The organism is Pseudonocardia sp. DR1-2 (assembly GCF_023717215.1).
GTDB lineage: Bacteria > Actinomycetota > Actinomycetes > Mycobacteriales > Pseudonocardiaceae > Pseudonocardia > Pseudonocardia alni.
The window spans coordinates 846,375-869,421 of record NZ_JAMQOF010000001.1 but is presented as its reverse complement, the minus strand read 5'-3'; the positions used below and the strand labels follow the sequence as shown (position 1 = coordinate 869,421).

Below are 23,047 nucleotides of genomic sequence, written 5' to 3'. Positions count from 1 at the left end.
CTGCCGTATGTCCGGTCCCGGCGGGTCCAAACCCGACCGCGGGGCGGGGGGCTCAGCCGTACAGCCGCCGGTGGGCGAACCGCACCGCGCCGCGGTAGAGCACCCCGGTCGCCCCGGACGCGGCCAGCGCGGCCCGCGCCGCGTTGGCGCCGGGCCCGCCGTGCACCGCGCCGCCCGGGTGCGCCGACGCCCCGGCCAGGAACAGCCCCGGCACCGGGGTGTCGGCGCGGCCCAGGCCCGGCACCGGGCGGAACACCAGCTGCTGGTGCACCGCGGAGGTGCCCGCGGTGATCGCCCCGTCGACGAGGTTGCCGTCGCGGCCCTGCAGGTCCGCGGGCCCGGCGACGGCGCGGGCCCGCACCCGCGACCCGAACCCCGGCGCGTGGTCCTCGACGACCTGCTGCATCCGGTCGGCCCAGCGCAGCACCTCGTCGCGGCCCCAGCCCAGGCCGCGCGGCACGTGGGTGTAGGCCCAGGCGGACTCGGTGCCGGGCGGGGAGCGGGTCGGGTCGGCCGTGGTCATCTGCCCGAACAGCAGGAACGGGTCGCGGGGCAGCCGGCCGGCGGTCAGGTCGGCGGCGTAGCGGCGCAGGCCGTCGACGTCGGCGCCGAGGTGCACGGTGCCCGCCGACCGGGCACCCGGCGCGGTCCAGGGCACCGGCCCGTCGAGCGCCCAGTCCAGCTTGACCGTGGAGAAGTCCCACTCGAACCGGGCGAGGTCGGCGACGAAGCGGGCTGGCAGGTGCTCCTCCCCGACGAGGTCGCGGTAGAGGCGGGGCGCGTCGACGTCGGCGAGCACCGCCCGGCGGGCGAGGACCCGCCGGCCGTCCGCGTCCACGACGCCGCAGGCCCGGCCGGACGGTCCGACCAGGACGGTCCGGATCGGCCGTCCGCAGTCGATCCGCCCGCCGCGGGCCGTCAGCCGGGCGACGAGCGCACCGGTCAGGGCCCCGGCCCCGCCCGCCGGGACCGGAAAGCCGACACGCTGGCCGAGCATCGCCAGCAGCCAGCCGTAGGCGGCGCCCGCCGCGGAGTCCGGCCCGAGGTCGGTGTGCAGGGCGTTGCCCGCCAGCAGCAGCGGGGCGGCCCGGCCCCCGAAGTGCTCCTGGGCCATCCGCGCCACCGGCTGCACCAGCATCCGGGCCAGTCGCAGGGCGTCGCCGGTGCCGAGCGTGCGCAGGAGCCGGGAGGCCGGCCGGACCGGGGGGAACGGGCGGAGCGCGGCGGCGACGACGTCGTCGCCGATCCGGTCCCACTGCGCGACCAGCGCGCGCCAGGCGTCGCCGTCGCCGGGGTGGTCGTCGTCGAGCGCGGCGGCGGTGTCGTCGAGGCGGCGGTGCAGCACCGCGCACCGGCCGTCGGGGGTGGGGTGGGCGAGGACGGTGGGGGCGTGGCGCCACTGCAGCCCGTGCGCGCCGAGGTCGAGCTCGCGCAGCACCGGTGAGGCGGCGCCGAGCGGGTGGAACGCGCTGGCCAGGTCGCTGACGAAGCCCGGCGCGGTGATCTCCGCCGAGCGCACGGCGCCGCCCGGCGCCTCGGCGGCCTCGCAGACCAGGACCTCCCAGCCGGCGTCGGCGAGCAGGTTCGCCGCGACGAGGCCGTTGTGCCCGGCCCCGACCACGACGGCGTCGACCCGTTCGGTCACCCGGTTCCCCCTCCCGTGCCGGCGGCCCGCGCGGGGCGCCGTGCACCGCGCTACCCGGGTCCGCGGGGGTCATGCCCGTCACGATCGGCATCCGCTGCTGGTGGGCGGGTAGCCGCGCCGTCACGCCGGACCGACCGGTGCCGCACCGCCCAGAGGACGAGTATGCCCACCCAGTCCCAGCACCACTCCCACGGCCACGCGGTGTTCCCCTGGCCGCAGCTGCTGGTGGTCGTCGCGGCGTTCCTGCTCCTGCTCTACGGGCTCCTCGGATTCCGCTACAGCGGACTTCCCGGGCTGCCCGCGGCGAGCGGGGAGCTGCTGGGCATCGGGGTGGACCCGCTGCGCGACCTGGTGCACCTCGTCCTCGGCGTGGCCGGGCTGCCGTGCGCCACGCGGCTGCCCTGGGCGCGGGGCTTCGGGGTGGTGCTCATGGTCCTGGGCACCGCCGAGGTCCTGCTCGGGCTCCTGACCGGCGTGCTGCGGCTGGTCCCGGCCGGGCCGTTCGCCACCAACACGGGTTCGGTGCTGGTGGGGGTCCTGCTGCTGGTGCTGGGCGCGGTCGCCGTGTTCGGACGCGCGTTCAGCGACGCCCCGTACGCGGGTCTCCAGCGCGCGGTGGAGGCGGCGGGCCGCCGGGTGACGGGGCTGCGCGACCGCAGCGTGCACGCGGGCACCGACGACGTGGGAACCGAGGACGGGGACCCCGCGGCGTGGACCGACGAGCCGGCCGGTGACGGCGACCGGCCCGGCGGGCGCGGCGCCGCCCGCGGGCCGCGGTGAGGCGGGCGGGGCGGGCGCGCGCTGCCGCGGCCTCAGGCGTCGAAGGGGAGCGTGCACCGCACGACGGCGTCGTACTCGACCAGTCGGTCCATCGCGGCCCGCGTGGTCTCCGGGGCGGCCCGGTCGCGGTGGGCGACGACGAACCGCTGACCACGGGTTCCCGGCGCACCCCGGTCCGCGGCGGAGAAACGCAGGAACGCCTCGGCGACCTCGCGGTAGCGGCGCCGCGTCGCCTCGTCGCCGACCTGTGTCGCGAGCCAGGCGACGTACGGCTCGAGGCGGTTCGTGACGCCGTCGGCTGGGCCGGCCGGGTCCTCGGTGACGGGCTGGGGCTCCATGGCGGTCCTCCGGTGGTGGGGGTGTGACCGCCGACGCCTACCCGCCGGCCGGACGCCCATGCCGGTTTCGCCGGGAGGCGGCCGGGTAGCCGGCGCCCGCACCACCGGCGACACCGAGGAGGACCCCATGCGTGCCCTGACCTGGCACGGCCGCCGCGACGTCCGGGTGGACACCGTCCCCGACCCGGTCGTCGAGCAGCCCGACGACGTGGTCGTGCAGATCACCAGCTCCGGCCTGTGCGGCTCCGACCTGCACCTCTACGAGGTGCTCACCCCGTTCCTGTCGCCCGGCGACGTCCTCGGCCACGAGCCGATGGGTGTGGTGGCCGAGGTGGGGCCCGCCGTCACCGAGCTGTCGGTCGGCGACCGCGTCGTGATCCCGTTCAACGTCAGCTGCGGGCACTGCTGGATGTGCGGGCGCGGCCTGCAGTCCCAGTGCGAGACCACGCAGAACCGCGACCAGGGGACCGGCGCGTCCCTGTTCGGCTACACCGCGCTCTACGGTCAGGTGCCCGGCGGACAGGCCGAGTACCTGCGGGTGCCGTTCGGCAACTCGTTGCCGATCCGGGTGCCCCAGGGGCCGCCGGACGACCGGTTCCTGTTCCTGTCCGACGTGCTGCCGACGGCGTACCAGGCCGTGCAGTACGCCGCGACCCCCGCCGACGGGACGCTGGTGGTGCTGGGGCTCGGACCGATCGGGGACATGTGCACCCGGATCGCCGCCCACCTGGGCGTGCGGCAGGTGGTCGGCGTCGACCTCGTGCCCGAGCGGCTGGCCCGGGTCGAGGCGCGTGGGATCCCGGCGCTGGACCTGAGCCACGGCGACGACGAGGTGCTCGGCGCGATCCGGTCGATGACCAGGGGCCGCGGTGCCGACGCCGTCATCGACGCGGTCGGCATGGAGGCCCACGGGTCCCCGGTCGCGGCCGCCGCACAGAAGGTGGTGGCCGCGATGCCCTCCGGGCTGGGCCGCACGGTCATGGAGACGGCGGGCAGCGACCGCACCGCGGCGCTGGAGCTGGCGATCGGCGCGGTGCGCCGGGGCGGCACGATCTCCCTGTCGGGGGTCTACGGCGGCAGCGCCACCCCGCTGCCGATGCTCACCCTGTTCGACAAGCAGGTGCAGATGCGGATGGGTCAGGCCAACGTGTGGCGGTGGGTCCCGGACCTGCTGCCGCTGCTCGGCGACGACGACCCGCTCGGCGTCGACCACTTCGCCACCCACCGGGTCCCGCTGGAGGAGGCCGCGCAGGCGTACTCGATGTTCCAGGACAAGACCGACGGTGCGGTGAAGGTGCTCTTCACCCCCTGAGCCCGGCACCGCCCCCGACGTCCGGTTCCCCGGGGCACGCTCCGCGCCCCGGGGAACCCGGTCAGCGGGCCTCGTCCTCGCGGTGGTCCTCGGCGAGCGCCTCCGCGCGGGCCTCGGCTCCGGTCCGGCCCGCGTAGCCCTCGTCGCGCCCGGCGACGCGGCCCACGAACTCGCCCGACGCGCCGGTGCCGGTGGTGGACGCCGCGTCGCCGTCCTCCCGGGGAAGGCCGCCGGTCTCGCGGGAGTTGGCCAGGTTCGGGTCGGGCTCGACGTCCTCGGCCGGGCCGCGTCCGCGCAGCCGGTCCACCAGTCGTCCCAGGAAGGAGGTCATACCGGGGGGTACCTCCGCGGGCCGCGTCCACACCCGCCCCGGCCGGGCGGGCGGCGAACGGCCGGGTGTGGAGCGCTCCACTGCTACGGTGACCGCCTCCCCGGATCGGACAAGGAGCACGCCGTGGCCGACGCCGCCCGCCGCCCGGCCCGACGGGCGGGCCGCCGCCCCACCCTCGACGACGTCGCGGCCGCCGCCGGGGTCTCCCGCGCCATGGTGTCGATCGTGCTGCGCGGCGCCCCGGGGTCGCGCCCGGAGACCCGGGAGCGCGTGCTCGCCGCGGCCGAGCGCGTCGGCTACCGGCCCGACACCCGGGCCCGGCTGCTGGCCAGCGGTAGCTCGCGCCAGCTCGGCGTCGTGCTGGGGATGTCCGGGCGCTTCCACGCCGAGCTCCTCGACGGCCTCTACGACGCCGCCGCGGCGTGCGGCTACGAGCTGTTCCTGTCCGCGCTCACCCCCCGCCGCGACGAGCGCACCGCCGTGGAGACGCTGCTCGACCTGCGCTGCGAGGCGGTCATCCTGCTCGGCTCGGGGCTCGACGGCGTCCCTGTCCTGGCCGGTCGGCTGCCGGTCACCGTCGTCGGCTGGCGGGTGCCCGACCCGGGCGTCGATGTCGTCCGGACCTCCGACACGGCCGGGCTGCGGCTGCTCACCGACCACCTGACCGGGCTGGGCCACCGCCGGATCGCCCACGTCGACGGCGGCCCCGGCCCGATCGGCGCCGCGCGCCGGACGGCGTTCCGCACCGCGCTGCGCCGGCACGGCCTGGCCGCGCACGGGCTGGTCGTGCCGGGCGGGGACAGCCTGGAGGCCGGGGTGCGCGCCGCCCGGGAGCTGCTCCGCCTGCCGGCGCTGCCGAGCGCCGTCGTCGGATTCAACGACGACGTCGCCGCCGGGCTCGCCGAGGGGCTCGGGGCGCACGGCGTCCGGGTCCCCGTCGACGTCTCGGTCACCGGCTGGGACGACAGCTCGCTGGCCCGGCTGCCGGAGCAGGGGCTGACGACGTTGCGGCAGGATCCGGTCGAGCTGGCCCGGCTCGCCGTGGAGCGCAGCGTGGCCCGACTGCGCGGCGAGGAGCCGGAGCGTCGCGAGATCGTCCTGGACCCCGAGCTCGTGGTCCGCGGCTCGACGGCGCCCCCGCCCGCGGCCTGACGCCCGGCGCGCGCCCGGTCGGAAGCATTGACGCGGTGCCCTTAGAGCGCTCTAATCGTTGCTATTGGAGCGCTTCAACCACCCGGCTGCGAGGAGGCCCCCATGACGGCGGTCGAGTACGACCCGTTCGACCCGAGCTTCTACACCGACGACCCGTTCGGGACCTACCGGCGGATGCGCGACGAGGAGCCGGTCCACCACAGCGAGCGGTACGGCTGGTACGCCCTGACCCGCTTCGACGACGTCCGCGCCGCCATCACCGACGCCGACACCTTCCTCAGCTTCGAGGGGATGGACATCGACGACTCGCGCCTCGAGCACGTCCCGCCGGGGTCGATCGGGTCGATGGACAACCCGCGCCACGACCAGGTCCGCCGGGTCGTGCAGCCGTTCTTCGTGCCGCGGCGGATCGCCCGCCTCGAGGAGGGGATCCGCGGCGTCGTCCGCGAGCTCGTCGGTTCCTGGGCCGGGCGCGACCGGGTCGACGTCGGCCGTGAGCTGGCCTGGCCGATGCCGTTCGACGTGTTCTTCCACCTCATGGGCTTCCCGAGCCGGGCCGAGGCGGACGACGCCGAGCGCGCCCGCCGCGAGCAGCTCGAGCACTGGAGCCACGAGCTGAAGGACCGGATCCCCGGCACCCCGCACCTGGGTCCGAAGGCGAGGGCCGCCACCCCGAAGGTGCAGCAGTACTTCGTCGACGTGCTGGAGTCCCGTCGCCGGGCCGGCCGTGACGACCTCATCACCTCGATGGTCACCGCCGACGTCGACGGCGAGCCGTTCGTCCCGGGGGAGATCACCCCGACCTCCGAGATCAGCGGCCTGATGATGATCCTCTTCCTGGGCGGGGTCGAGTCCACCGCCGGGCTGGTGACCACGCTGTTCAAGCTGCTCGCCGAGAACCCCGACCAGCTGGCCCTGTTGCGGGCGGACCCGTCTCTGGTCCCGGCCGCGGTCGAGGAGGCGATGCGCTGGGCGACCCCGCTGCAGCTGACCGCCCGCACCACCAGCCGCGAGGTGGACCTGCACGGCGTCACCCTCGCCGCGGGCTCGCGGGTCGTGCTTGTCCCCGGCGCCGCGAACCGCGACGAGCGCCGCTTCACCGACCCCGACCGGTTCGACGTCACCCGTCCACCGGGGCGCCACGTCGGCTTCGGCGAGGGCGTGCACGGCTGCCTCGGCGCGCCGCTGGCCCGGCTGGAGGCGCGGATCGCCCTGGAGGAGGCGCTGCCGCTGCTCGGCGACTTCGCCCTGGACGGGACGCCGCGGTTCTACGCCAGCTCACCCAACATGTACGTCTGGAAGTCGATGCCGCTCGCACTCGCGGCGCCGGTCCCCGACGCCGCGGCCGTGCCGGAGCCGCGCCGCCGCCCGCGGACGGGCGCCGAGGCCGAGACCGAGGCGACGGTCGTGGCCAAGGAGGCCGTCTCCGACGGCGTGGTCGCGCTCGTCCTGCAGGCCGCCGACGGGTCCCCGCTGCCGGCCTGGCAGCCCGGCGCCCACGCCGACCTGCTCTGCGGCGGGGCCGGCGCCCGCCAGTACTCGCTGTGCGGCGACCCGGCCGACACCACCACCTGGCGGCTGGGCGTGCTGCGCGAGGACGCCGGGCGCGGCACGTCGCGGCACGTCCACGACGCGCTCGCGGTGGGCGACACCGTGCGGCTGCGCGGCCCGCGCAACAACTTCTCGCTCGCCTGCTCCCCGCGCTACCTGTTCGTCGCGGGCGGCATCGGGATCACCGCGATCCTGCCGATGGTCGCCGCGGTGGACGCGCTGGGCGCCGACTGGCAGCTCGTCTACGGCGGCCGTCGCCGCGCGTCGATGGCCTTCCTCGACGAGCTCGCCCGCTTCGGTGACCGGGTCGTCGTCGCCCCGCAGGACGAGGTCGGCCTGCTCGACCTCGACACCCTGCTCGGCACCCCGCGCGAGGACACGCTGGTCTACTGCTGCGGCCCCGAACCGCTGCTGGCCGCGGTCGAGCAGCGCTGCGTGGCCTGGCCGGACGGCGCGCTGCACGTGGAGCGGTTCAGCCCGAAGCCGGTCGGCGAGCCGGCCCGGGCGGAGGCGTTCACCGTCGAGCTGGCCCGCACCGGGGTGAGGCTGGAGGTCCCGCCGGAGCGGACGGTGCTCGACGTCGTCGAACGGGCGGGGGTGACGGTGCTGTCGTCGTGCGCCGAGGGGACCTGCGGGACCTGCGAGACCCGGGTCCTCGACGGCGACGTCGACCACCGCGACTCCGTGCTCGACGACGCCGAGCGGGCCGCGGGGGACTGCATGATGATCTGCGTCTCCCGGGCCCGCTCGGCGCGGCTCGTGCTGGACCTGTAGCCCCCCGGTGTCCTCAGCCCAGGTCGACCCAGGCGCGCTTGTCCACCGACTCGGCGACGGCGTCCAGCACCCGGGCCGCGGCCAGCGCGTCGTCGATCGTCGCGCCGCCCGACCGGCCCTCGGCGATCCCGCGCACGAACGCGGCGCACTCGGAGACCTTGAGGTCGTCGAAGCCGGTGGGGTTGCCCGCCCCGGGCTGGAACAGTGCGAAGTCGCCGTCGCCGGGGGCGGCCGCCCAGGTCGTGGCGGGCTGGTCGACGTACGACCCGCCCGCGGCGACCACGAGCTCGCCGGGTCGCCGGAAGTCGAACGACAGGTACCCGCGGGTGCCGTGGATCTCGAAGCCGTAGTCGTTCTGGTCGCCGACGGCGACCCGGCTGGCCTCCAGCGTCACGATCGCCCCGCCGACGGCGCGGCCCAGCACCGAGACGAAGTCGAGGTTCTCGACCTCGCCGGTGGGGGCGTCGGCGGCGGCACGGACGTACTGGCTCGCCCCGGCGGGGGCGACCGGGCGGCGGGGGACGAACCGGTCGCCGTCGGCCACGACCGCACCGAGGTCGCCGACCAGGTGACGGATGAGGTCGACGCCGTGCACCGCGAGGTCGTTGAGGACCCCGGAGCCACCGTGCTCGCGAGTGAACCGCCAGCTCAGCACCCCCGACGGGTCGGCGGCGAAGTCGGTGAGCAGCCGGAACCGGGCGTGCGTGAGCGTGCCGAGGCGGCCGTCGTCGATCAGCCGCCTCGCCCGCGCGACGGCCGGCACCATCCGGTAGTTGAACCCGACGGTCGCCTGCACGCCCGCCGCGCGCACCGCCCCGGCGACGGCGGCGGTGTCGGTGGAGGACAGCCCGACCGGCTTCTCGATCCAGAGGTGTTTGCCCGCCTCGGCGACGGCGACACCGACCTCGCGGTGGGTGCTGTTCGGCGACGCGACGCTCACCGCCGCGATCGAGGGGTCGGCGACCAGCTCTCGCCAGTCGGTGACGGCGCGGGCGAAGCCGTAGCGGGTGACGTGGTCCGCCCCGGCGGCGGCTACCGGGTCCGCGACGGCGACCAGGCGCGGCCGCAGCGGCAGGTCGGTGACGTGGTGCGGCAGCCGGGCGTACGCGCGCGCGTGCAGGTGGCCCATCCACCCCGCGCCGACGACGCCCACCCCGATCTCGCTGGTCATGCGGTTCCCTCCGGTTTGACGGCCAGCACCGGGACCGGGCTGTCCAGCAGCAGTCGCTGCGACACGCTGCCGAGTAGCGCCTTGCTGACCCGGCTGCGCCGGCGCAGCCCGATGACGAGCCGCGCCACGTCTCCGCGCTCGGCGATCTCGTCGAGGACGGCGTCGACCGGGTCCCGGTCGCCGGGGCCGTTGCGTTCCAGCACGGCGGCCGCGGCCGGGAGCGGTCCCAGCGGGTCGAGCGTCAGGTTGACCACGACCAGGTCGGTGCCCAGCCGGTCGGCCTCGGCGGCCCCGGCGGCCAGGGCGGCGGCGCCCTCCGGGCCGGCGGCGACGGCGACGAGCACGCTCATGTGCACTCCGTTCCTGTCGGGCTCACGCGTAGCGGGTACGGAACTCGGCCTCGAGCTGCTCCAGCGACCGTCCGCGGGTCTCCGGGACCACCCGGTACACGAAGACGAGCGCGGCGAGCCCGAGGGCGACGAAGACGAAGAACGAGCTGGCGATGCCGATCGCGGCGACCATCGGCGGGAACAGCAGCGCGACCAGCGCGTTGGCGATCCACAGCACGAACACGCTGATGCCGATGGCCAGGCTGCGGATCTTCAGCGGGAAGATCTCGGACAGGATCAGCCACACGAGCGGGCCGATGGTGCCCTGCATGGAGAACACGAACAGCACGACGAACACCAGGACGAACCAGGCCTTGGCGGTGCCGTCCGGCAGCAGCAGCGCCGACAGCCCGACGAGCAGGTGGAAGGTGGTGGTGAGGGCGAACCCGCCGAGCAGCATCGTGCGGCGGTCGATCCGGTTGATCAGCAGCAGGCCGACGGTGACGCCCAGCACGGAGAACAGTCCGTTGAGGGTGTTCGCGACGACGGCGGCGTTCGCCGAGAAGCCGGCGTCACCCAGCAGCTGGGTGCCGTAGTACATGATCGAGTTGATGCCGGTGGCCTGCTGGAAGATCCCCAACCCGGCGCCGATGAGGATCAGCCGGCGGATCCAGCGCACCCCCAGGTCGGTGGCCCCGCCGGTGCGCGAGGTCCGCTCCTCGTCGGCGAGCCGGTGCACCTCGACCATCTCGGCGCGGGCCCGCTCGTCGGAACGGACCTGGCGCAGCACGGCCAGCGCCTCCTCCTCGCGGCCGCGGGAGACCAGCCAGCGCGGGCTCTCCGGCATCCGCAGCATCCCGACGAACAGCACGATCGCGGGCAGCAGCGCGACCAGCAGCATGACCCGCCAGATCGAGTCGACCTCGCCCCAGACGCTGTAGATGGCCGCGTTCACCACGAACGCGGCGAACTGGCCGGAGACGATCATGACCTCGTTGCGGGTGACGAGACCGCCGCGGCGCTCCACCGGGGCGATCTCGGCGAGGTAGACCGGGACGGTGGCCGACGCGCCGCCGACGGCCAGGCCGAGCACGAACCGGAAGACGGCGAGGACCTGCCAGCTCGGGGCCAGGACGCAGCCGACGGTGCCGACCATGAACACCAGCGCGAGCAGCAGGATGTTGTGCCGCCGGCCGTGCCGGTCGGACAGGGACCCGCCGACGATCGCGCCGACCGCCGCCCCGAAGATCAGGATGCTGACGACGAAGCCCTCGGTGACCGGGGTGAGCCCGAGGTCCCGGCTCATCGGCTCCAGGGCGCCGTTGATGACGCCGGTGTCGTAGCCGAAGAGCAGCCCGCCGAAGGTGGCGACGACCGTGATCAGGCCGAGCCGCGACGAGTGCGGTCCCCGGGTGTCGGGTGGCAGTCCGGCGGGGGCGCCGGTCGCTCCGTGCGTGGTCATGGTTCCTCCACGTCGAGGGTGCGCGGCCGGGCCCGGGCAGGTCGGGACCCCGGACGGCCGCGGACGGTGTCCGGTACACCGGCGCCGGGTGGCCGCGGGCGGCCACCCGGCGGGTGGGGTCAGGTGTTGGTCGGGAAGCCGAGGTTCAGCCCGGCGTGGCTGGGGTCGAGCCAGCGGGTGGTGACGACCTTGCCGCGGGTGAAGAAGTGCACGCCCTCGGTGCCGTGGGCGTGGGTGTCGCCGAACAGCGAGTTCTTCCAGCCGCCGAAGCTGTAGTAGGCCATCGGGACGGGGACCGGCACGTTGATGCCGATCATGCCGACCTCTACCTCGTTCTGGAAGCGGCGGGCGGCGCCGCCGTCGTTGGTGAACAGGGCCGTGCCGTTGCCGTAGGGGTTGGCGTTGATCAGCTCGACGGCCTCGGTGTAGGTCTCGACCCGCACGACCGACAGCACCGGGCCGAAGATCTCGTCGGTGTAGACGCTCATGTCCGGGGTGACGTGGTCGAGCAGGGTGGGGCCGACGAAGAAGCCCGACCCGTCGGCGTCGAACTCGCCCTGCCTGCCGTCGACGACGACGACGGCGCCCTCGGACTCACCGGCGTCGATGTAGCCCGACACCCGCTCCTGGGCGGCGCGGGTGACCAGCGGGCCCATGTCGCAGGAGCGGCGGCCGTCGCCGGTGCGCAGGGCGCGGGCCCGATCGGCGATCTTCGAGACCAGGGTGTCGGCGATGTCGCCGACGGCCACGAGCGCGGACACGGCCATGCAGCGCTCGCCCGCGGAGCCGAACCCGGCGTTGACCGCCTGGTCGGCGGCGAGGTCGAGGTCGGCGTCGGGCAGCACGACCATGTGGTTCTTCGCCCCGCCGAGCGCCTGGACGCGCTTGCCGTGCGCGGTGCCGGTCTCGTAGACGTAGCGGGCGATCGGGGTGGAGCCGACGAAGCTGACGGACTTGACGTCCGGGCTGGTCAGGAGCGCGTCGACGGCGGTCTTGTCGCCGTTGAGGACGTTGAACACGCCGTCGGGCAGGCCGGCCTCGGACCACAGCTCGGCGATCCACAGCGCGGCGGAGGGGACCTTCTCCGAGGGCTTGAGCACCACGGTGTTGCCGGTGGCGATCGCGACCGGGAAGAACCACATCGGGACCATCGCCGGGAAGTTGAACGGGCTTATGATCCCGACGACGCCCAGCGGCTGGCGGACCGAGTGCACGTCGACGCCGGTGGAGGCGTTCTCGGTCGCCGAGCCCTTGAGCAGGTGCGGCATCCCGCAGGCGAACTCGACGACCTCCTGGCCGCGCGCGACCTCGCCGGCGGCGTCGGAGAGCACCTTGCCGTGCTCGGCGGTGATCAGCGCGGCCAGCTCCGGTGCGCGGGCGTCGAGCAGCTCGCGGAACCGGAACAGGATCTGGGTGCGCTTGGTGAGCGAGGTGTCGCGCCAGGCCGGGAACGCGGCCTTCGCGGCGGCGATCACCGCGGCTGCCTCGTCGGCGCTCGCGAGGGGCAGGTGCGCGGTGACCTCGCCGGTGGCCGGGTCGGTGACCTCCGACGTCCGCCCGGAGGTGCCCTCGACCCGCGCTCCCGCGACCCAGTGGTGGAGCGTCTTCTGCAGCGTGCTCGTCATGGTCCTCTTCTCCCTCAGCTGCTCGGGCGCAGGAACGGGCGCTGCGTCGCCTTGTGCTCGTCGTAGACGGTGCGGGCGGCTCGGGTGGAGTCGAGACCGCTCACCTCCGACACCGGGACATCCCACCAGGACCGCGAGTCCGGCGCTCCGACGAGCGGGTCGGTCTCGACGTGGATCACGGTGGAGTCCTCGGCGGCCTTGGCGGTCTTGACCGCGTCGGCGAACTCGCCGGGGGTGGCGACCCGCAGCACACGCAGGCCGAAGCTCTCCGCGTTCGCCGCGAGGTCCAGCGGCAGGACGTCGCCGTCGAGCCGGCCCGAGCGCGCCGAGCGGTAGCGGTAGCGGGTGCCGAACCGCTGGGAGCCCAGCGACTCCGACAGCGCACCGATCGAGGCGAACCCGTGGTTCTGCACCAGCACGGTGATGATCTTGATGTCCTCCTGGACGGCGGTGGCCAGCTCGGTCGCCATCATCAGGTAGGAGCCGTCGCCGACCAGGACGAACACGTCCCGGTCCGGGCAGGCCAGCCGGACGCCGAGCCCGCCGGCGACCTCGTAGCCCATGCAGGAGTAGCCGTACTCGACGTGGTAGCCCTTCGCGTCCCGGGTCTGCCACAGCTTGTGCAGGTCACCGGGCATCGACCCGGCCGCGCACACCACGACGTCGCGCGGGTCGGACAGGTCGTTGACCATCCCGATGACCTCGCCCTGGGTCAGCAGCCCGCCGGCGCCGGCCGCCGGGACCGCCGGGTGGTAGGCGGTGTCGACGGTCGCGGTCCACGCGGCGTCGAGCCGGGTGTACTCCGCGACGTAGTCCTCGTCCACGCGGTGGCCGGCCAGCAGGGCGGTCAGCTCGGTGAGGGTCTCCCGGGCGTCGGCGACGACCGACACCCCGGAGTGTTTGACCGCGTCGATGGGCGCCACGTTGACGTTGACGAACCGGACGTCGGGGTGCGCGAAGGCGGTGCGGCTCGCGGTGGTGAAGTCCGAGTACCGGGTCCCGACACCGATGACCAGGTCGGCGTCACGGGCGATCGCATTGGCCGCGGTGGTGCCGGTCGACCCGATCGCGCCGAGGCACTGCGGGTGGTCCCAGACCAGCGTGCCCTTGCCGGCCTGGCTCTGCCCGACCGGGATCCCGGTGGCCGCGCAGAACGCGGCCAGCGCCGCGGTGGCGCCGCTGTAGTGCACCCCGCCCCCGGCGACGACGACCGGCCGCTCCGCCGAGCGGATCAGCTCCGCGGCGCGCTCCACGGCCCAGGTCTCCGGGCGGGGCCGGGCCACGTGCCAGGTGCGCTCGGCGAACAGCTCCACCGGCCAGTCGTGTGCCCGGGCCTGGACGTCCTGCGGGAGGCAGACGGTGACCGCGCCGGTCGCGGCGGGGTCGGTGAGCACCCGCATCGCCGACAGCAGAGCGGCGGGCAGCTGCTCCGGGCGCCAGACCCGGTCGAAGTAGGCCGAGACGGGCCGGAACGCGTCGTTGACGGTGACGTCGCCGGCGTCGGGGCGTTCCAGCTCCTGCAGCAGCGGCGACGCCGCTCGGTCGGCGAAGGTGTCGGCGGGCAGCAGCAGCACCGGCAGCCGGTTGATCGTGGCGAGCGCGGCGCCGGTGACCATGTTGGTCGCGCCGGGCCCGACGGACGAGGACACCGCCCACGTCCGGAGCCGGTCGCTCGCCCGGGCGTAGGCGACGGCGGTGTGCACCATCGCCTGCTCGTTGCGGCCCAGCACGTAGGGCAGCAGGTCCGGCTCGGTCAGCTCGGCCTGCAGCAGCGCCTGGCCCAGCCCCGCGACGTTGCCGTGGCCGAAGATGCCGAAGCAGCCCTCGAACAGCTTCTGCCGCACGCCGTCGCGCTCGCTGTACTGCGCGCCCAGGAACCGCACGGTCGCCTGGGCGACGGTCAGCCGGACGGTCCCCCCGGTCGCAGCGCTCATGTCAGTGGCCTCCGTGTCCGGTGAGACGGGGATCGACGGCCTGATCCGCCCACGTGCCGCGGACCCAGGCCTGGTCGGGGTGGTCGGTGATCCGCCAGGCGCGTTCCTCGCCGGGGCCGGCCATCACGTTGAGGTAGTACATGTCGTGCCCGGGCGCCGCGGCGCACGGCCCGTGCCAGCCCCACGGGATGAGCACGGTGTCGCGGTCGTGGATCTCGACGGTGATGTCGATGTCGTGTCCGGGGGAGCTGGACGTGCGGTGGAACCCGAGACCGGGCTGGCCGGCCGGACCGGGTGCGACCTCGAAGTAGTAGATCTCCTCGAGCTCGCACTCGTGCGCGGTCGTCTCGTCGTGCTTGTGCGCGGGGTAGCTCGACCAGTTGCCGCCCGGGGTGACCACCTCGACGCAGATGGCCGACGCGGCCTCGAACACCCCGGCCGCGCCGAAGTTGCGCACCTGCCGGGACGACTGCCCGGCGCCCCGCAGCTCGACCGGCACGTCGTCGCGGGGGCCGTACCGGAACGGCAGCGCGACCTCGGTGCGGGCGCCGCAGAGGGCGAATCGGCCACCGCCCGCGGAGGCGACGGTGACCGACGAGCCCACCGGGAGGTAGGCGAAGTCGGTCGGGCCCTCGAACACCCCGGCCCGGCCGGCGAGCTCGTGGGTCGTGCCGTCGCAGGTCACCGTCGCCGACCCGGACAGCGGCACCAGGAACATCTCCTCCCCGCCGGTCCCCACGACCCGCGACCCGCCCGGGTCGAGCGCGAGGATGCGCAGCGAGGAGTGCTCCCATCCCGCGGACCCCTGGGTGATCTCGAGCTCCCAGCCGTCGCCGGGGGAGCTGCCGGCGGGGCGGACGTAGCCGGTCACGCCGCCTTCACCTCCTGCGGGCGCACCAGCGACACCGCGGTGTCGACGGCCGCGGCCACGTCGCCGTCCTCGGGATACAACAGTGCGCGGCCGACGATCAGCCCGCGCACCGACGGCAGCTCCAGGGCCGCCTTCCAGGACGCGTAGGTCTCCTCGGGACGGGTGGTCGGATCACCGCCCAGCAGCAGGGTGGGCAGCGTCGTCGACTCCATCACCCGCTCCATCTCCTCGACCACGGGCAGCTTCATCCAGGTGTAGGCGCTGGACGCGCCGAGGCCCTGTGCGATGTGCACCGAGCGGATGACGGCCTCGGGGGACAGGTCGTTGACCACGCGGCCGTCGATGCGGCGCGACAGGAACGGCTCCACCATCGCGACCAGCCCGGCCCGGTTGGCCTCGCTGACGACCTCGGCGCAGGTCTCCAGGGTCCGGACGCTGGCCGGATCGGCCAGGTCGATCCGGGTCAGCATCTTGATGGCCTCGAAGCCGGCGTCGACGGTCCCGCGCACGTCGTAGCCGGTGAGCCGGTCGTCGAGCTCGAAGCTCGCGCCCTGCAGGCCGCCGCGGTTCATCGACGACACCACGACCTTGCCCTCCAGCGCACCCAGGAGAAGGAGGTCCTCGAGGATGTCGGCGGTGGCCAGCACGCCGTCGACGCCCGGGCGGGCCAGCGCGGTCCGCAGCCGGTCGAGCAGCTCCGGGCGGCTCGCCATCGCGTCCGCCCGGCCACGGGCGGCCAGCGCGCCGCGGGCCGGGTGGTCGGCGGCGACGATCATCAGCCGGCCGTCGGCGGGGACGAACGGACGGCGCCGTCGTGCCGCCAGCAGGGCGGGGATGCGCTCGGGCGCCGAGGCCCGGATCTCGCGGACCTCGTCGTAGTCGCGCGCGAAGCTCACGACGCCTCCTTCTGGTTCGGGTCGCCGCCGGCGAGCAGGACGTCGATCTCCGCGGCGGTGGGCATGGCGGTGGAGCACTCCAGGCGGGATGCGACGATCGCGCCCGCCGCGTTCGCCCGGGCCAGCACCGTCTCCAGCGGCCAGCCGGCGAGCAGGCCGTGCGCGAGCGAGCCGCCGAAGCTGTCGCCGGCACCGAGGCCGTTGTAGGGGGTGATCGGGATCGGAGGGCTCACGACGCGCTCGGTGCGCGACTTCGCGAGCACCCCCTCCGCGCCCTGCTTGACGACCGCCAGCCCGACGCCCGCGTCGAGCAGCGCGTCGGCCGCCCGTTCCGGGTCGGTCTCGCCGACCGCGACCGCGCACTCCTCGCGGTTGCCGACGGCCACGGTGACCTGGCCGAGGATCTTCTGCACCTGCTCGGTCGCTGCGGCGGGGGAGTCCCAGAACATCGGCCGGTAGTCCAGGTCGAGCACCGTCGGCCCGCTGCTCGCGGCCCGGGCGGCGAGCGCCTCGTGGTGCGCCGAGCGCGAGGGCTCCTCGGACAGCCCGGACACGCTGAGCCAGAACAGCCCGGCCGCGGCGATCGCGTCCCGGTCGAGGTCGGCGGGGGAGACCTGCAGGTCCGGGGCGGAGGGCCTGCGGTAGAAGTACAGCGGGAAGTCGTCCGGCGGGAGGATCTCGCAGAACGTCACCGGCGTCGGGAACGCGGAGTTCGTCACGACGTGCCGGTCGTCCACGCCCAGCCGGTTTAGCTCGCGACGCACGTAGCGGCCGAACGGGTCGTCACCGACCCCGGTGACGATCGCGGCACGCCGCCCGAGCCGGGCCGCGGCCACCGCGACGTTGGCGGTGGTGCCGCCGAGGAACTTCCCGAACGAGGTGACGTCCTCCAGACCGACACCGACCTGCAGCGGATAGATGTCCACCCCGGCGCGGCCGAAGGTGAGGATCTCAGCGGGGGCGTTCATGGTCCTCGGTGACCTCTCGTGGGCGGTGTGCGGCGGAACGGGCGACAAGGAGAACGGTAGGCCGCGTGCCCGCCGCGGTCAACAGTTTGTACAGACATAAGGACAAGCGAACCTGGGCCGGTAGAGTGGTGGACATGGCCACCCGCTCCGACGCCGTCCAGGTCGACGTCCGCCTCGACCGGACGAGTCCGGTGCCGCTCTACCACCAGCTCTCGCAGGCCATCGAGGCCGCGATCGACAACGGCGACCTGCGCCCCGGGGACCGGCTCGAGAACGAGCTGTCGCTCACCGAGCGCCTCGGGCTGGCCCGGCCGACCGCGCGCCAGGCGATCCAGGAGCTCGTCCGCAAGGGGCTGCTGGTGCGCCGCCGCGGTCTCGGCACCCAGGTGGTGCGCCCGGCCATCCACCGCGACGCCCGGCTGACCAGCCTCTACAGCGACCTCGCCTCGGGCGGGCGCGAGCCCGACACCCGGCTGCTCTCGCACGACACGACCACACCGACGGCGGCCGGCATCGACCTGGGCGACGTCATGGCGCCGGACGCGCCGCTGCACGTCGTCCGCCGGCTGCGGTGGGCCGACGGCGAGCCGCTGGCGATCATGACCAACTACGTGCCGGCCCGCTTCGAGCTCGACGACGTCGCCCTGGCGGGGCGCAGCCTCTACGACCTGCTCCGTGAGCAGGGGGCCCAGATCGCGATCGCGCACCAGACGATCGGGGCCCGCCTCGCCGACGCCGAGGAGGCGGGACTGCTGGAGCAGCCCCGCCCGCTGGCGTGCGTCACCGCCGAGCTGATCGTCTACGACGACGCCGGCGCCCTGGTCGAGGTCGGGCGGCACCTCTACCGCTCCGACCGCTACACCGTGCAGACCTCCCTGGTGGTCTGAGCACGGACCGTGCGGTGCTCCGGCCGCTCTCAGCGGCCGAGGGCCGTGCGCAGGTTCTGCACGCTGGTGTGCACATCGCCCGCCGGGCCGACGCCGGTGGGCGGGCCGTGCAGGATGGTGTCCTGCTCCAGGACGTGCCAGCCGTCGTAGCCGTGGGCGTCGAGGGTGGTGAGCACCCCCTCCAGGTCGACGTCGCCCTCGCCGAGCGGGCGGTACATGCCCGCGCCCACGGCCTCGGTGTAGGTCAGACGGCCGTCCTGCACCTGGCGGGCCAGGCCGAGGTCGACGTCCTTGAGATGGGTGTGCGCGACCCGTCCGGGGGCCTGGCGGGTCAGCTCTGCGGGGTCGGTGCCGCCGATGAGCAGGTGCCCGGTGTCCAGGCACAGCGCGATCGACGAGCCCTCCAGGACGCGCGCGACGTCGTCGCCGGTCTCGACCATCGTCCCGACGTGCGGGTGCAGCACGGCGACGACGCCGCGGGTCGCGGCGTACTCCGCGATCCGGTCCAGATGGGACAGCAGCAGTGCCCAGCCCGCGCCGTCGAGCTCGGGGCGCGAGTCGTAGCCGGTGCCGCCGGAGTCGGCGGACAGCACCAGGGTGCCGGCGTGCGCGGCGTCGTAGCCGGCGAGCAGCGCCTCGACGCCGGGCAGCGGGTCGTGGCCGGGCACGTGCAGCAGGGTCGGGGTGAACCCGCCGACGGCGGACAGGCCGTGGGCCTCCAGGGTCGCGGCCTTGGCGGCGGGCGCGGCGGGCAGGAAGCCGTCCGGGCCGAACTCGGTGGCCGACAGCCCGACCTCGCGCATCTCGGTGAGCACGCGCTCCGGATCGAGCTGGAAGCCCCAGCCCGGGACCTCGCAGACGCCCCAGGAGATGGGGGCGCCGGCGATCCGGGGACCGGTGGGACCGTTCATCGGACGACCTCGGAGAGGCGCACGGTGCGCCGGGACTGCAGCGATGCGGTGGCGGCCTCGGCGATCCAGCCCGCGGCCATGGCGTCGGCGACGGTGCACGGTGAGGGCGTGGTCCCGGCGACGAGCTCGGTGAATGCGGTCAGCTCGGCGCGGAAGGCGGGGGCGAGCCGGTCCATGAAGAACGCGTGCGGGGTGCCGCCGGGGAAGGTGACGCCCGGCTCGACCGAGCGCAGCGGCAGCCCGGCGTCGAGGCCGACGGCGACCGAGTCGGCGTCGCCGTGCAGCTCCAGGCGTACGTCGTAGCCGCGCGGGTTGTGGCGGGAGTTGGAGACCACGGCGTGGCTGCCGTCGTCGAGGGTCAGGATCGCCTGCGAGGTCGAGGCGTCGCCGATCTCGGCGAACACCGGATCGCCGTGGGTGTCGCCGGTGGCGTACACCTCGACGACCTCGCGGCCGGTGACCCAGCGGATCGCGTCGAAGTCGTGCACCGAGCAGTCGCGGAAGATCCCGCCGGAGACGCGCAGGTACTCGGCGGGCGGCGGGGCGGGGTCCAGGGTCGTGGCCCGGACCGTGTGCACCCGCCCCAGCTCACCGCCCGCGACGGCGGCCCGCGCGGCGGCGTAGCCGGCGTCGAAGCGGCGCGGGTAGCCGATCTGCACCCGATCGTCGCGGCCGGCCAGCTTGGCGGCGAGCGCGACGGCGTCGTCGATCCGGCCGGCCAGGGGCTTCTCGCAGAACACCGGCAGCCCGGCCTCGACCGCGGCGAGCAGCAGCTCCGGGTGCGCCGGGGTGGCGGCGGCGATGACGACCCCGTCGACGCCGGAGGCGAGCAGCTCCTCCGGCGAGCCCGCGGTGCGGGCGCCGACCTGCGCGGCGACGGCATCGGTGACGTCCGGGCGGGCGTCGTTGACGACCAGGGTGTCGACGGTGTCCAGCCCGGCCAGGGTCCGCGCGTGGAACGCGCCGATCCGGCCGAGGCCGATGAGTCCGATTCTCATGAGGTGTCCTTCGGGTCGTTCGTGGTCGGGTCGGTCGCGTGGCTCAGTCGTGGGCGCCGACGACCTGCTGGTCCCAGTCCAGGACGGAGCCGGTGACCACGCCGGAGCGGTCCGAGAGCAGGAAGACGACGGCCTCGGCCGCGTCCTGGGGTGCGGCGAGGCGGCCCATCGGGAGCCGGGCCGCGGCGCGCTCGCGCCAGTCGTCGCCCGCGCCGTGGAAGCGGCGCTGGGTGGCGTCCTCGCCCTCGGTGTCGGTCCAGCCGATGGCCAGGCCGTTGATCCGGATGCGGTCGAAGCGGTGCGCGTGCGCGGCGTTGCGGATCAGCCCGGCGAGCCCGGCCTTCGCCGCGACGTAGGGCGCGAGCACGGGGGCCCCGCCGTGTGCGGCCTCGGACACGATCGCGACGACGGTGCCCGGGGTGCCGCGGCGCACCATGTCGGCGACGGCGGCCTGCATCAGGAAGAACGGGCCGCGCAGGTTGACCGCGACGTGGGCGTCGAACAGGTCGGGCGTGGTGTCGAGCAGGGTGCCGCGGTCGGTCAGCCCGGCCGCGGTGACCAGGCAGTCGACCCGCCCGAACTCCGCGACGGTGGTGTCGACGGCGGCACGGCAGGCCTGTGGGTCGGCGACGTCACCGGGCACGGCCAGTGCGCGTACGCCCTGCTCGCCGAGCTCGGCGACGAGCTTCTCGCCCGGCTCCGGGCGGCGGCCGGTGACCACGACGCCCGCGGCACCCTCGCGGGCCGCGGTGCGGGCGCAGGCGGCGCCGACGCCGGTGGTGCCGCCGGCGACGAGCACGACCCGGCCGTCGAGCAGCCCGCTCACGAGTACACCCCGCGGCGGCGGGCGACCTGCCCGGCCAGCACGTCGTCGAGCCGCTCGGGGGTCCAGCCCTCGCGGACCGCGCGCAGCAGGACGTCGGCGGGCGAGGGCGGGGCGAGCTTGTCGACCGGCGGGTCGGCGTCGAGGTCGGTGGGGAAGGCGTAGCCCTCGGCGGCCGCGGCGACGGCGTTGGCGAGGAGGTCGTCGGCGACCCCGGCGGACCGCATCGCGGTGAGCGCGCCGAACACGGCGCGGGCGACGACGCCGCGGTCGACGCTCTCCATCGCCCGGCCGAACGCCGAGGAGACCTGCAGGAGGTTCGCCGTCCGCCGGACGTCGGCGGAGCGGTTGTGCCCGGCGCCGTGCAGGAGCGCGGGGTTGAAGAACACGGCATCGCCGCGGGACAGCGGCAGCTGCACGTGGTGCTCGGCGAAGTAGGCGCGGAAGTCCTCGCGGTCGGCGACGAGGTAGCCGTGCGGGAAGGTCTGCGAGCCGGGCAGGTACATCGTCGGTCCGGTATCGACCGGCATGTCGGTGTGCGCGACGGCGCCCTGCAGGGTCAGCGCGGGGGACAGACGGTGGACGTGCGCGGGGTAGCGGGCGGCGCCGCCGGCGTCCATGAATCCGAGGTGGTAGTCGCGGTGCGGGCTCTGCGCGGCCCCGCCCGGGTTGACCACGTTGACCTGGGAGGTCACCTGGTAGCCCGGACCGAGCCAGGCCTCGCAGACCAGCGCGGTCGCGGGGTTGGCGTAGTAGGCGGTGAACGCGGCGGGCGCGCGCACCGCGAGCTTCTCCAGGGCGTTCCAGATCCGGTCGTTGGCGCCCGCGGTCGCGAAGTGGTCGCCGACCGTCGCGCCGGACGCGCGCTGCTCGGAGACGATCGCCTCGAACTCGGCGGTGACGGGGTCGAGCTCGGCAGCGGGGAACGCCCCGGCCAGCACGACGACGCCCGGCCCGTCGGCCAGCGCCCCGGCGAGCTCGGCCTGCACGGCGCGACGCCCCGCGGGGCCGGTGGCGGCCTCGGCGACGAGCGCGGCGGCGTCGTAGACCGGGACGCCCTGGTCGATGTGCCGTGCGCGGGGGAGCGCCGCCGGATCGGCCGGGCGCTCGACGTGGGCCCGGAGGTCCTCGACACGGGCGTCGGCCGGGTCGAGCCAGGCGGCAGGGGTGGGGGTGACGGTGCGGGTCATACCGCTCTCCTCGGGCTCCGCGGTGAGCTACCGGTGGGCGCTTTAAAGCGCTTTAATGGTCCAAGTCTGCGACGCGAGGGAGATCATGTCAAGACAAAGTCCGGGGGTGGGGCGTCCGCGGCTGGCCGACGTCGCCGCACGGGTCGGGTTGTCCCCGGCGTCGGTGTCGCTGGTGCTCCGTGGCGCCCCGGGACCCAGCCCGGCGACCCGTGCGCGGGTGCTGGCCGCGGCCGACGCGCTCGGCTACCGGCCCGACCGCGCGGCGAGCATGCTCGCGAGCCGGCGCAGCGGCACCGTCGGCGTCGTGCTGGACATCCGTTCGACCTACCACGCCGAGCTGGTGGAGGAGCTGCTGGCCCTCGCCGAGCGGCGTGGCCGCGACCTGCTGCTGGGCGCCCGTTCCCCGGCCCGTGACGAGCGCCGCGCAGTCGAGTCCCTCGTCGACTCCCGCTGCGAGGCGTTGGTACTGCTCGGCAGCGACGCCCCGGCGGACCGGCTCGCCGAGCTGGGCGCGACGCTGCCGGTGGTGGCGGTCGGGCGGCGGCTGCCCGGTGCCGGGGTCGACGTCGTCCGGGTGCCCGACGACGACGGTGCCGCCGAGCAGACCCGGCACCTGCTCGACCTGGGACACCGCGAGGTCGTGCACGTCGACGGCGGCGCGGGCTCGATCGCCGCGGAGCGCCGCGACGGCTACCGGGCGGCGATGCGTGCCGCCGGGCTGCCCGGTCGGGTGGTGGCCGGCGGGCACGGCGAGGCCGACGGCGCCCGTGCGGCCCGCACCCTGCTGGCGGGGGAGTCCCTGCCGACCGCGGTCGCGGTGTTCAACGACCGCTGCGCGGTCGGCCTGCTCGACATCCTGGCCCGGGCCGGGGTCGACGTGCCCGCCATGGTGTCGGTGGCCGGCTACGACGACAGCCCGCTGTCCCGGCTCGCGCACGTGGACCTGACCACGGTCAGCCAGGACGTCCCGGGCACCGCCGAGCACGTGCTCGACCTGCTGGCCGAGCGGCTCGACGGCGGCCGGGACGCCGCGCGCGAGGTCGTCCTCGCACCGCGGCTGCTGCCCCGCGCCAGCACCGCCCCACCCCGGAGCTGAGCA

21 protein-coding genes are annotated in these 23,047 nt (G+C 75.1%); 6 read left to right on the top strand and 15 right to left on the bottom strand.

The window, feature by feature from the left end; all coding sequences use genetic code 11:
- Positions 1 to 52 precede the first annotated feature (52 nt).
- Positions 53 to 1,645: an NAD(P)/FAD-dependent oxidoreductase gene (locus ND486_RS04060; protein ID WP_251782880.1), complete on the bottom strand. Its 1,593-nt coding sequence runs from the start codon at positions 1,643 to 1,645 to the stop codon at positions 53 to 55.
- A gap of 162 nt (positions 1,646 to 1,807) precedes the next feature.
- On the opposite strand from ND486_RS04060, the gene ND486_RS04055 reads away from it, so the two are divergent.
- Complete coding sequence (locus ND486_RS04055; protein WP_226365329.1) at positions 1,808 to 2,425, top strand: DUF4383 domain-containing protein; 618 nt, start codon at positions 1,808 to 1,810, stop codon at positions 2,423 to 2,425.
- A gap of 32 nt (positions 2,426 to 2,457) precedes the next feature.
- Here ND486_RS04055 and ND486_RS04050 read toward each other — a convergent pair whose 3' ends face one another.
- On the bottom strand, positions 2,458 to 2,763 hold the full coding sequence (locus ND486_RS04050; protein ID WP_179760015.1) for a hypothetical protein: 306 nt from the start codon (positions 2,761 to 2,763) through the stop codon (positions 2,458 to 2,460).
- Positions 2,764 to 2,890: 127 nt separating this feature from the next.
- Here ND486_RS04050 and ND486_RS04045 point away from each other — a divergent pair, with 127 nt between their 5' ends.
- On the top strand, positions 2,891 to 4,075 hold the full coding sequence (locus tag ND486_RS04045) for an alcohol dehydrogenase catalytic domain-containing protein (RefSeq protein WP_251782879.1): 1,185 nt from the start codon (positions 2,891 to 2,893) through the stop codon (positions 4,073 to 4,075).
- 61 nt (positions 4,076 to 4,136) lie between these two features.
- Here the strand turns inward: ND486_RS04045 and ND486_RS04040 are convergent, their stop codons facing one another.
- Positions 4,137 to 4,406, bottom strand: coding sequence for a hypothetical protein (locus tag ND486_RS04040; protein WP_178374918.1), 270 nt, complete (start codon positions 4,404 to 4,406; stop codon positions 4,137 to 4,139).
- 123 nt (positions 4,407 to 4,529) lie between these two features.
- Here ND486_RS04040 and ND486_RS04035 point away from each other — a divergent pair, with 123 nt between their 5' ends.
- Both ND486_RS04035 and ND486_RS04030 read left to right on the top strand, forming a co-directional pair.
- On the top strand, positions 4,530 to 5,558 hold the full coding sequence (locus ND486_RS04035) for a LacI family DNA-binding transcriptional regulator (protein WP_251782878.1): 1,029 nt from the start codon (positions 4,530 to 4,532) through the stop codon (positions 5,556 to 5,558).
- 102 nt (positions 5,559 to 5,660) lie between these two features.
- On the top strand, positions 5,661 to 7,883 hold the full coding sequence (locus ND486_RS04030; protein WP_251782877.1) for a cytochrome P450: 2,223 nt from the start codon (positions 5,661 to 5,663) through the stop codon (positions 7,881 to 7,883).
- A gap of 13 nt (positions 7,884 to 7,896) precedes the next feature.
- Here the strand turns inward: ND486_RS04030 and ND486_RS04025 are convergent, their stop codons facing one another.
- The 8 genes from ND486_RS04025 to iolC all read right to left on the bottom strand — a co-directional run bounded on the left by ND486_RS04025 (position 7,897) and on the right by iolC (position 17,139).
- A complete protein-coding gene (locus ND486_RS04025) occupies positions 7,897 to 9,054 on the bottom strand; it encodes a Gfo/Idh/MocA family protein (RefSeq protein WP_251782876.1) in 1,158 nt (385 codons plus the stop codon).
- Positions 9,051 to 9,404: a universal stress protein gene (locus ND486_RS04020; protein ID WP_251782875.1), complete on the bottom strand. Its 354-nt coding sequence runs from the start codon at positions 9,402 to 9,404 to the stop codon at positions 9,051 to 9,053. Before ND486_RS04020 ends, ND486_RS04025 begins: the two co-directional genes overlap by 4 nt.
- A gap of 22 nt (positions 9,405 to 9,426) precedes the next feature.
- Complete coding sequence (locus ND486_RS04015; protein WP_251782874.1) at positions 9,427 to 10,845, bottom strand: sugar porter family MFS transporter; 1,419 nt, start codon at positions 10,843 to 10,845, stop codon at positions 9,427 to 9,429.
- 119 nt (positions 10,846 to 10,964) lie between these two features.
- Positions 10,965 to 12,470: a CoA-acylating methylmalonate-semialdehyde dehydrogenase gene (locus tag ND486_RS04010; RefSeq protein WP_251782873.1), complete on the bottom strand. Its 1,506-nt coding sequence runs from the start codon at positions 12,468 to 12,470 to the stop codon at positions 10,965 to 10,967.
- 14 nt (positions 12,471 to 12,484) lie between these two features.
- Positions 12,485 to 14,404, bottom strand: coding sequence for a 3D-(3,5/4)-trihydroxycyclohexane-1,2-dione acylhydrolase (decyclizing) (iolD, locus tag ND486_RS04005; protein WP_251782872.1), 1,920 nt, complete (start codon positions 14,402 to 14,404; stop codon positions 12,485 to 12,487).
- 1 nt (position 14,405) lies between these two features.
- A complete protein-coding gene (gene iolB / locus ND486_RS04000; RefSeq protein WP_251782871.1) occupies positions 14,406 to 15,275 on the bottom strand; it encodes a 5-deoxy-glucuronate isomerase in 870 nt (289 codons plus the stop codon).
- On the bottom strand, positions 15,272 to 16,171 hold the full coding sequence (locus ND486_RS03995) for a class I fructose-bisphosphate aldolase (RefSeq protein ID WP_374231372.1): 900 nt from the start codon (positions 16,169 to 16,171) through the stop codon (positions 15,272 to 15,274). The genes iolB and ND486_RS03995 overlap by 4 nt, the downstream gene beginning before the upstream one ends.
- Positions 16,168 to 17,139 (bottom strand): 5-dehydro-2-deoxygluconokinase, encoded by a 972-nt coding sequence (iolC, locus tag ND486_RS03990; protein ID WP_251782870.1) that lies wholly within the window; start codon positions 17,137 to 17,139, stop codon positions 16,168 to 16,170. Before iolC ends, ND486_RS03995 begins: the two co-directional genes overlap by 4 nt.
- A gap of 134 nt (positions 17,140 to 17,273) precedes the next feature.
- Here iolC and ND486_RS03985 point away from each other — a divergent pair, with 134 nt between their 5' ends.
- Entirely contained in the window at positions 17,274 to 18,026 is a 753-nt protein-coding gene (locus tag ND486_RS03985; protein WP_062402928.1) for a GntR family transcriptional regulator, read from the top strand.
- 29 nt (positions 18,027 to 18,055) lie between these two features.
- On the opposite strand, the gene ND486_RS03980 is transcribed toward ND486_RS03985, so the two are convergent.
- Genes ND486_RS03980 through ND486_RS03965 form a run of 4 tightly spaced genes read right to left on the bottom strand, consistent with a single transcriptional unit; the run spans position 18,056 to position 21,948 of the window.
- Positions 18,056 to 18,937: a sugar phosphate isomerase/epimerase gene (locus ND486_RS03980; protein WP_251782869.1), complete on the bottom strand. Its 882-nt coding sequence runs from the start codon at positions 18,935 to 18,937 to the stop codon at positions 18,056 to 18,058.
- The gene (locus ND486_RS03975) at positions 18,934 to 19,935 is read right to left on the bottom strand and encodes a Gfo/Idh/MocA family oxidoreductase (protein WP_251782868.1); all 1,002 of its coding nucleotides are present in this window, start codon (positions 19,933 to 19,935) and stop codon (positions 18,934 to 18,936) included. Before ND486_RS03975 ends, ND486_RS03980 begins: the two co-directional genes overlap by 4 nt.
- 43 nt (positions 19,936 to 19,978) lie before the next feature.
- Complete coding sequence (locus tag ND486_RS03970) at positions 19,979 to 20,761, bottom strand: SDR family oxidoreductase (protein ID WP_251782867.1); 783 nt, start codon at positions 20,759 to 20,761, stop codon at positions 19,979 to 19,981.
- Positions 20,758 to 21,948 carry a phytanoyl-CoA dioxygenase family protein gene (locus tag ND486_RS03965; protein ID WP_251782866.1) on the bottom strand — a complete coding sequence of 397 codons (1,191 nt, stop codon included), beginning with the start codon at positions 21,946 to 21,948 and terminating at the stop codon, positions 20,758 to 20,760. The genes ND486_RS03970 and ND486_RS03965 overlap by 4 nt, the downstream gene beginning before the upstream one ends.
- A gap of 106 nt (positions 21,949 to 22,054) precedes the next feature.
- On the opposite strand from ND486_RS03965, the gene ND486_RS03960 reads away from it, so the two are divergent.
- Positions 22,055 to 23,044 (top strand): LacI family DNA-binding transcriptional regulator, encoded by a 990-nt coding sequence (locus tag ND486_RS03960; RefSeq protein ID WP_251782865.1) that lies wholly within the window; start codon positions 22,055 to 22,057, stop codon positions 23,042 to 23,044.
- Positions 23,045 to 23,047 lie beyond the last annotated feature (3 nt).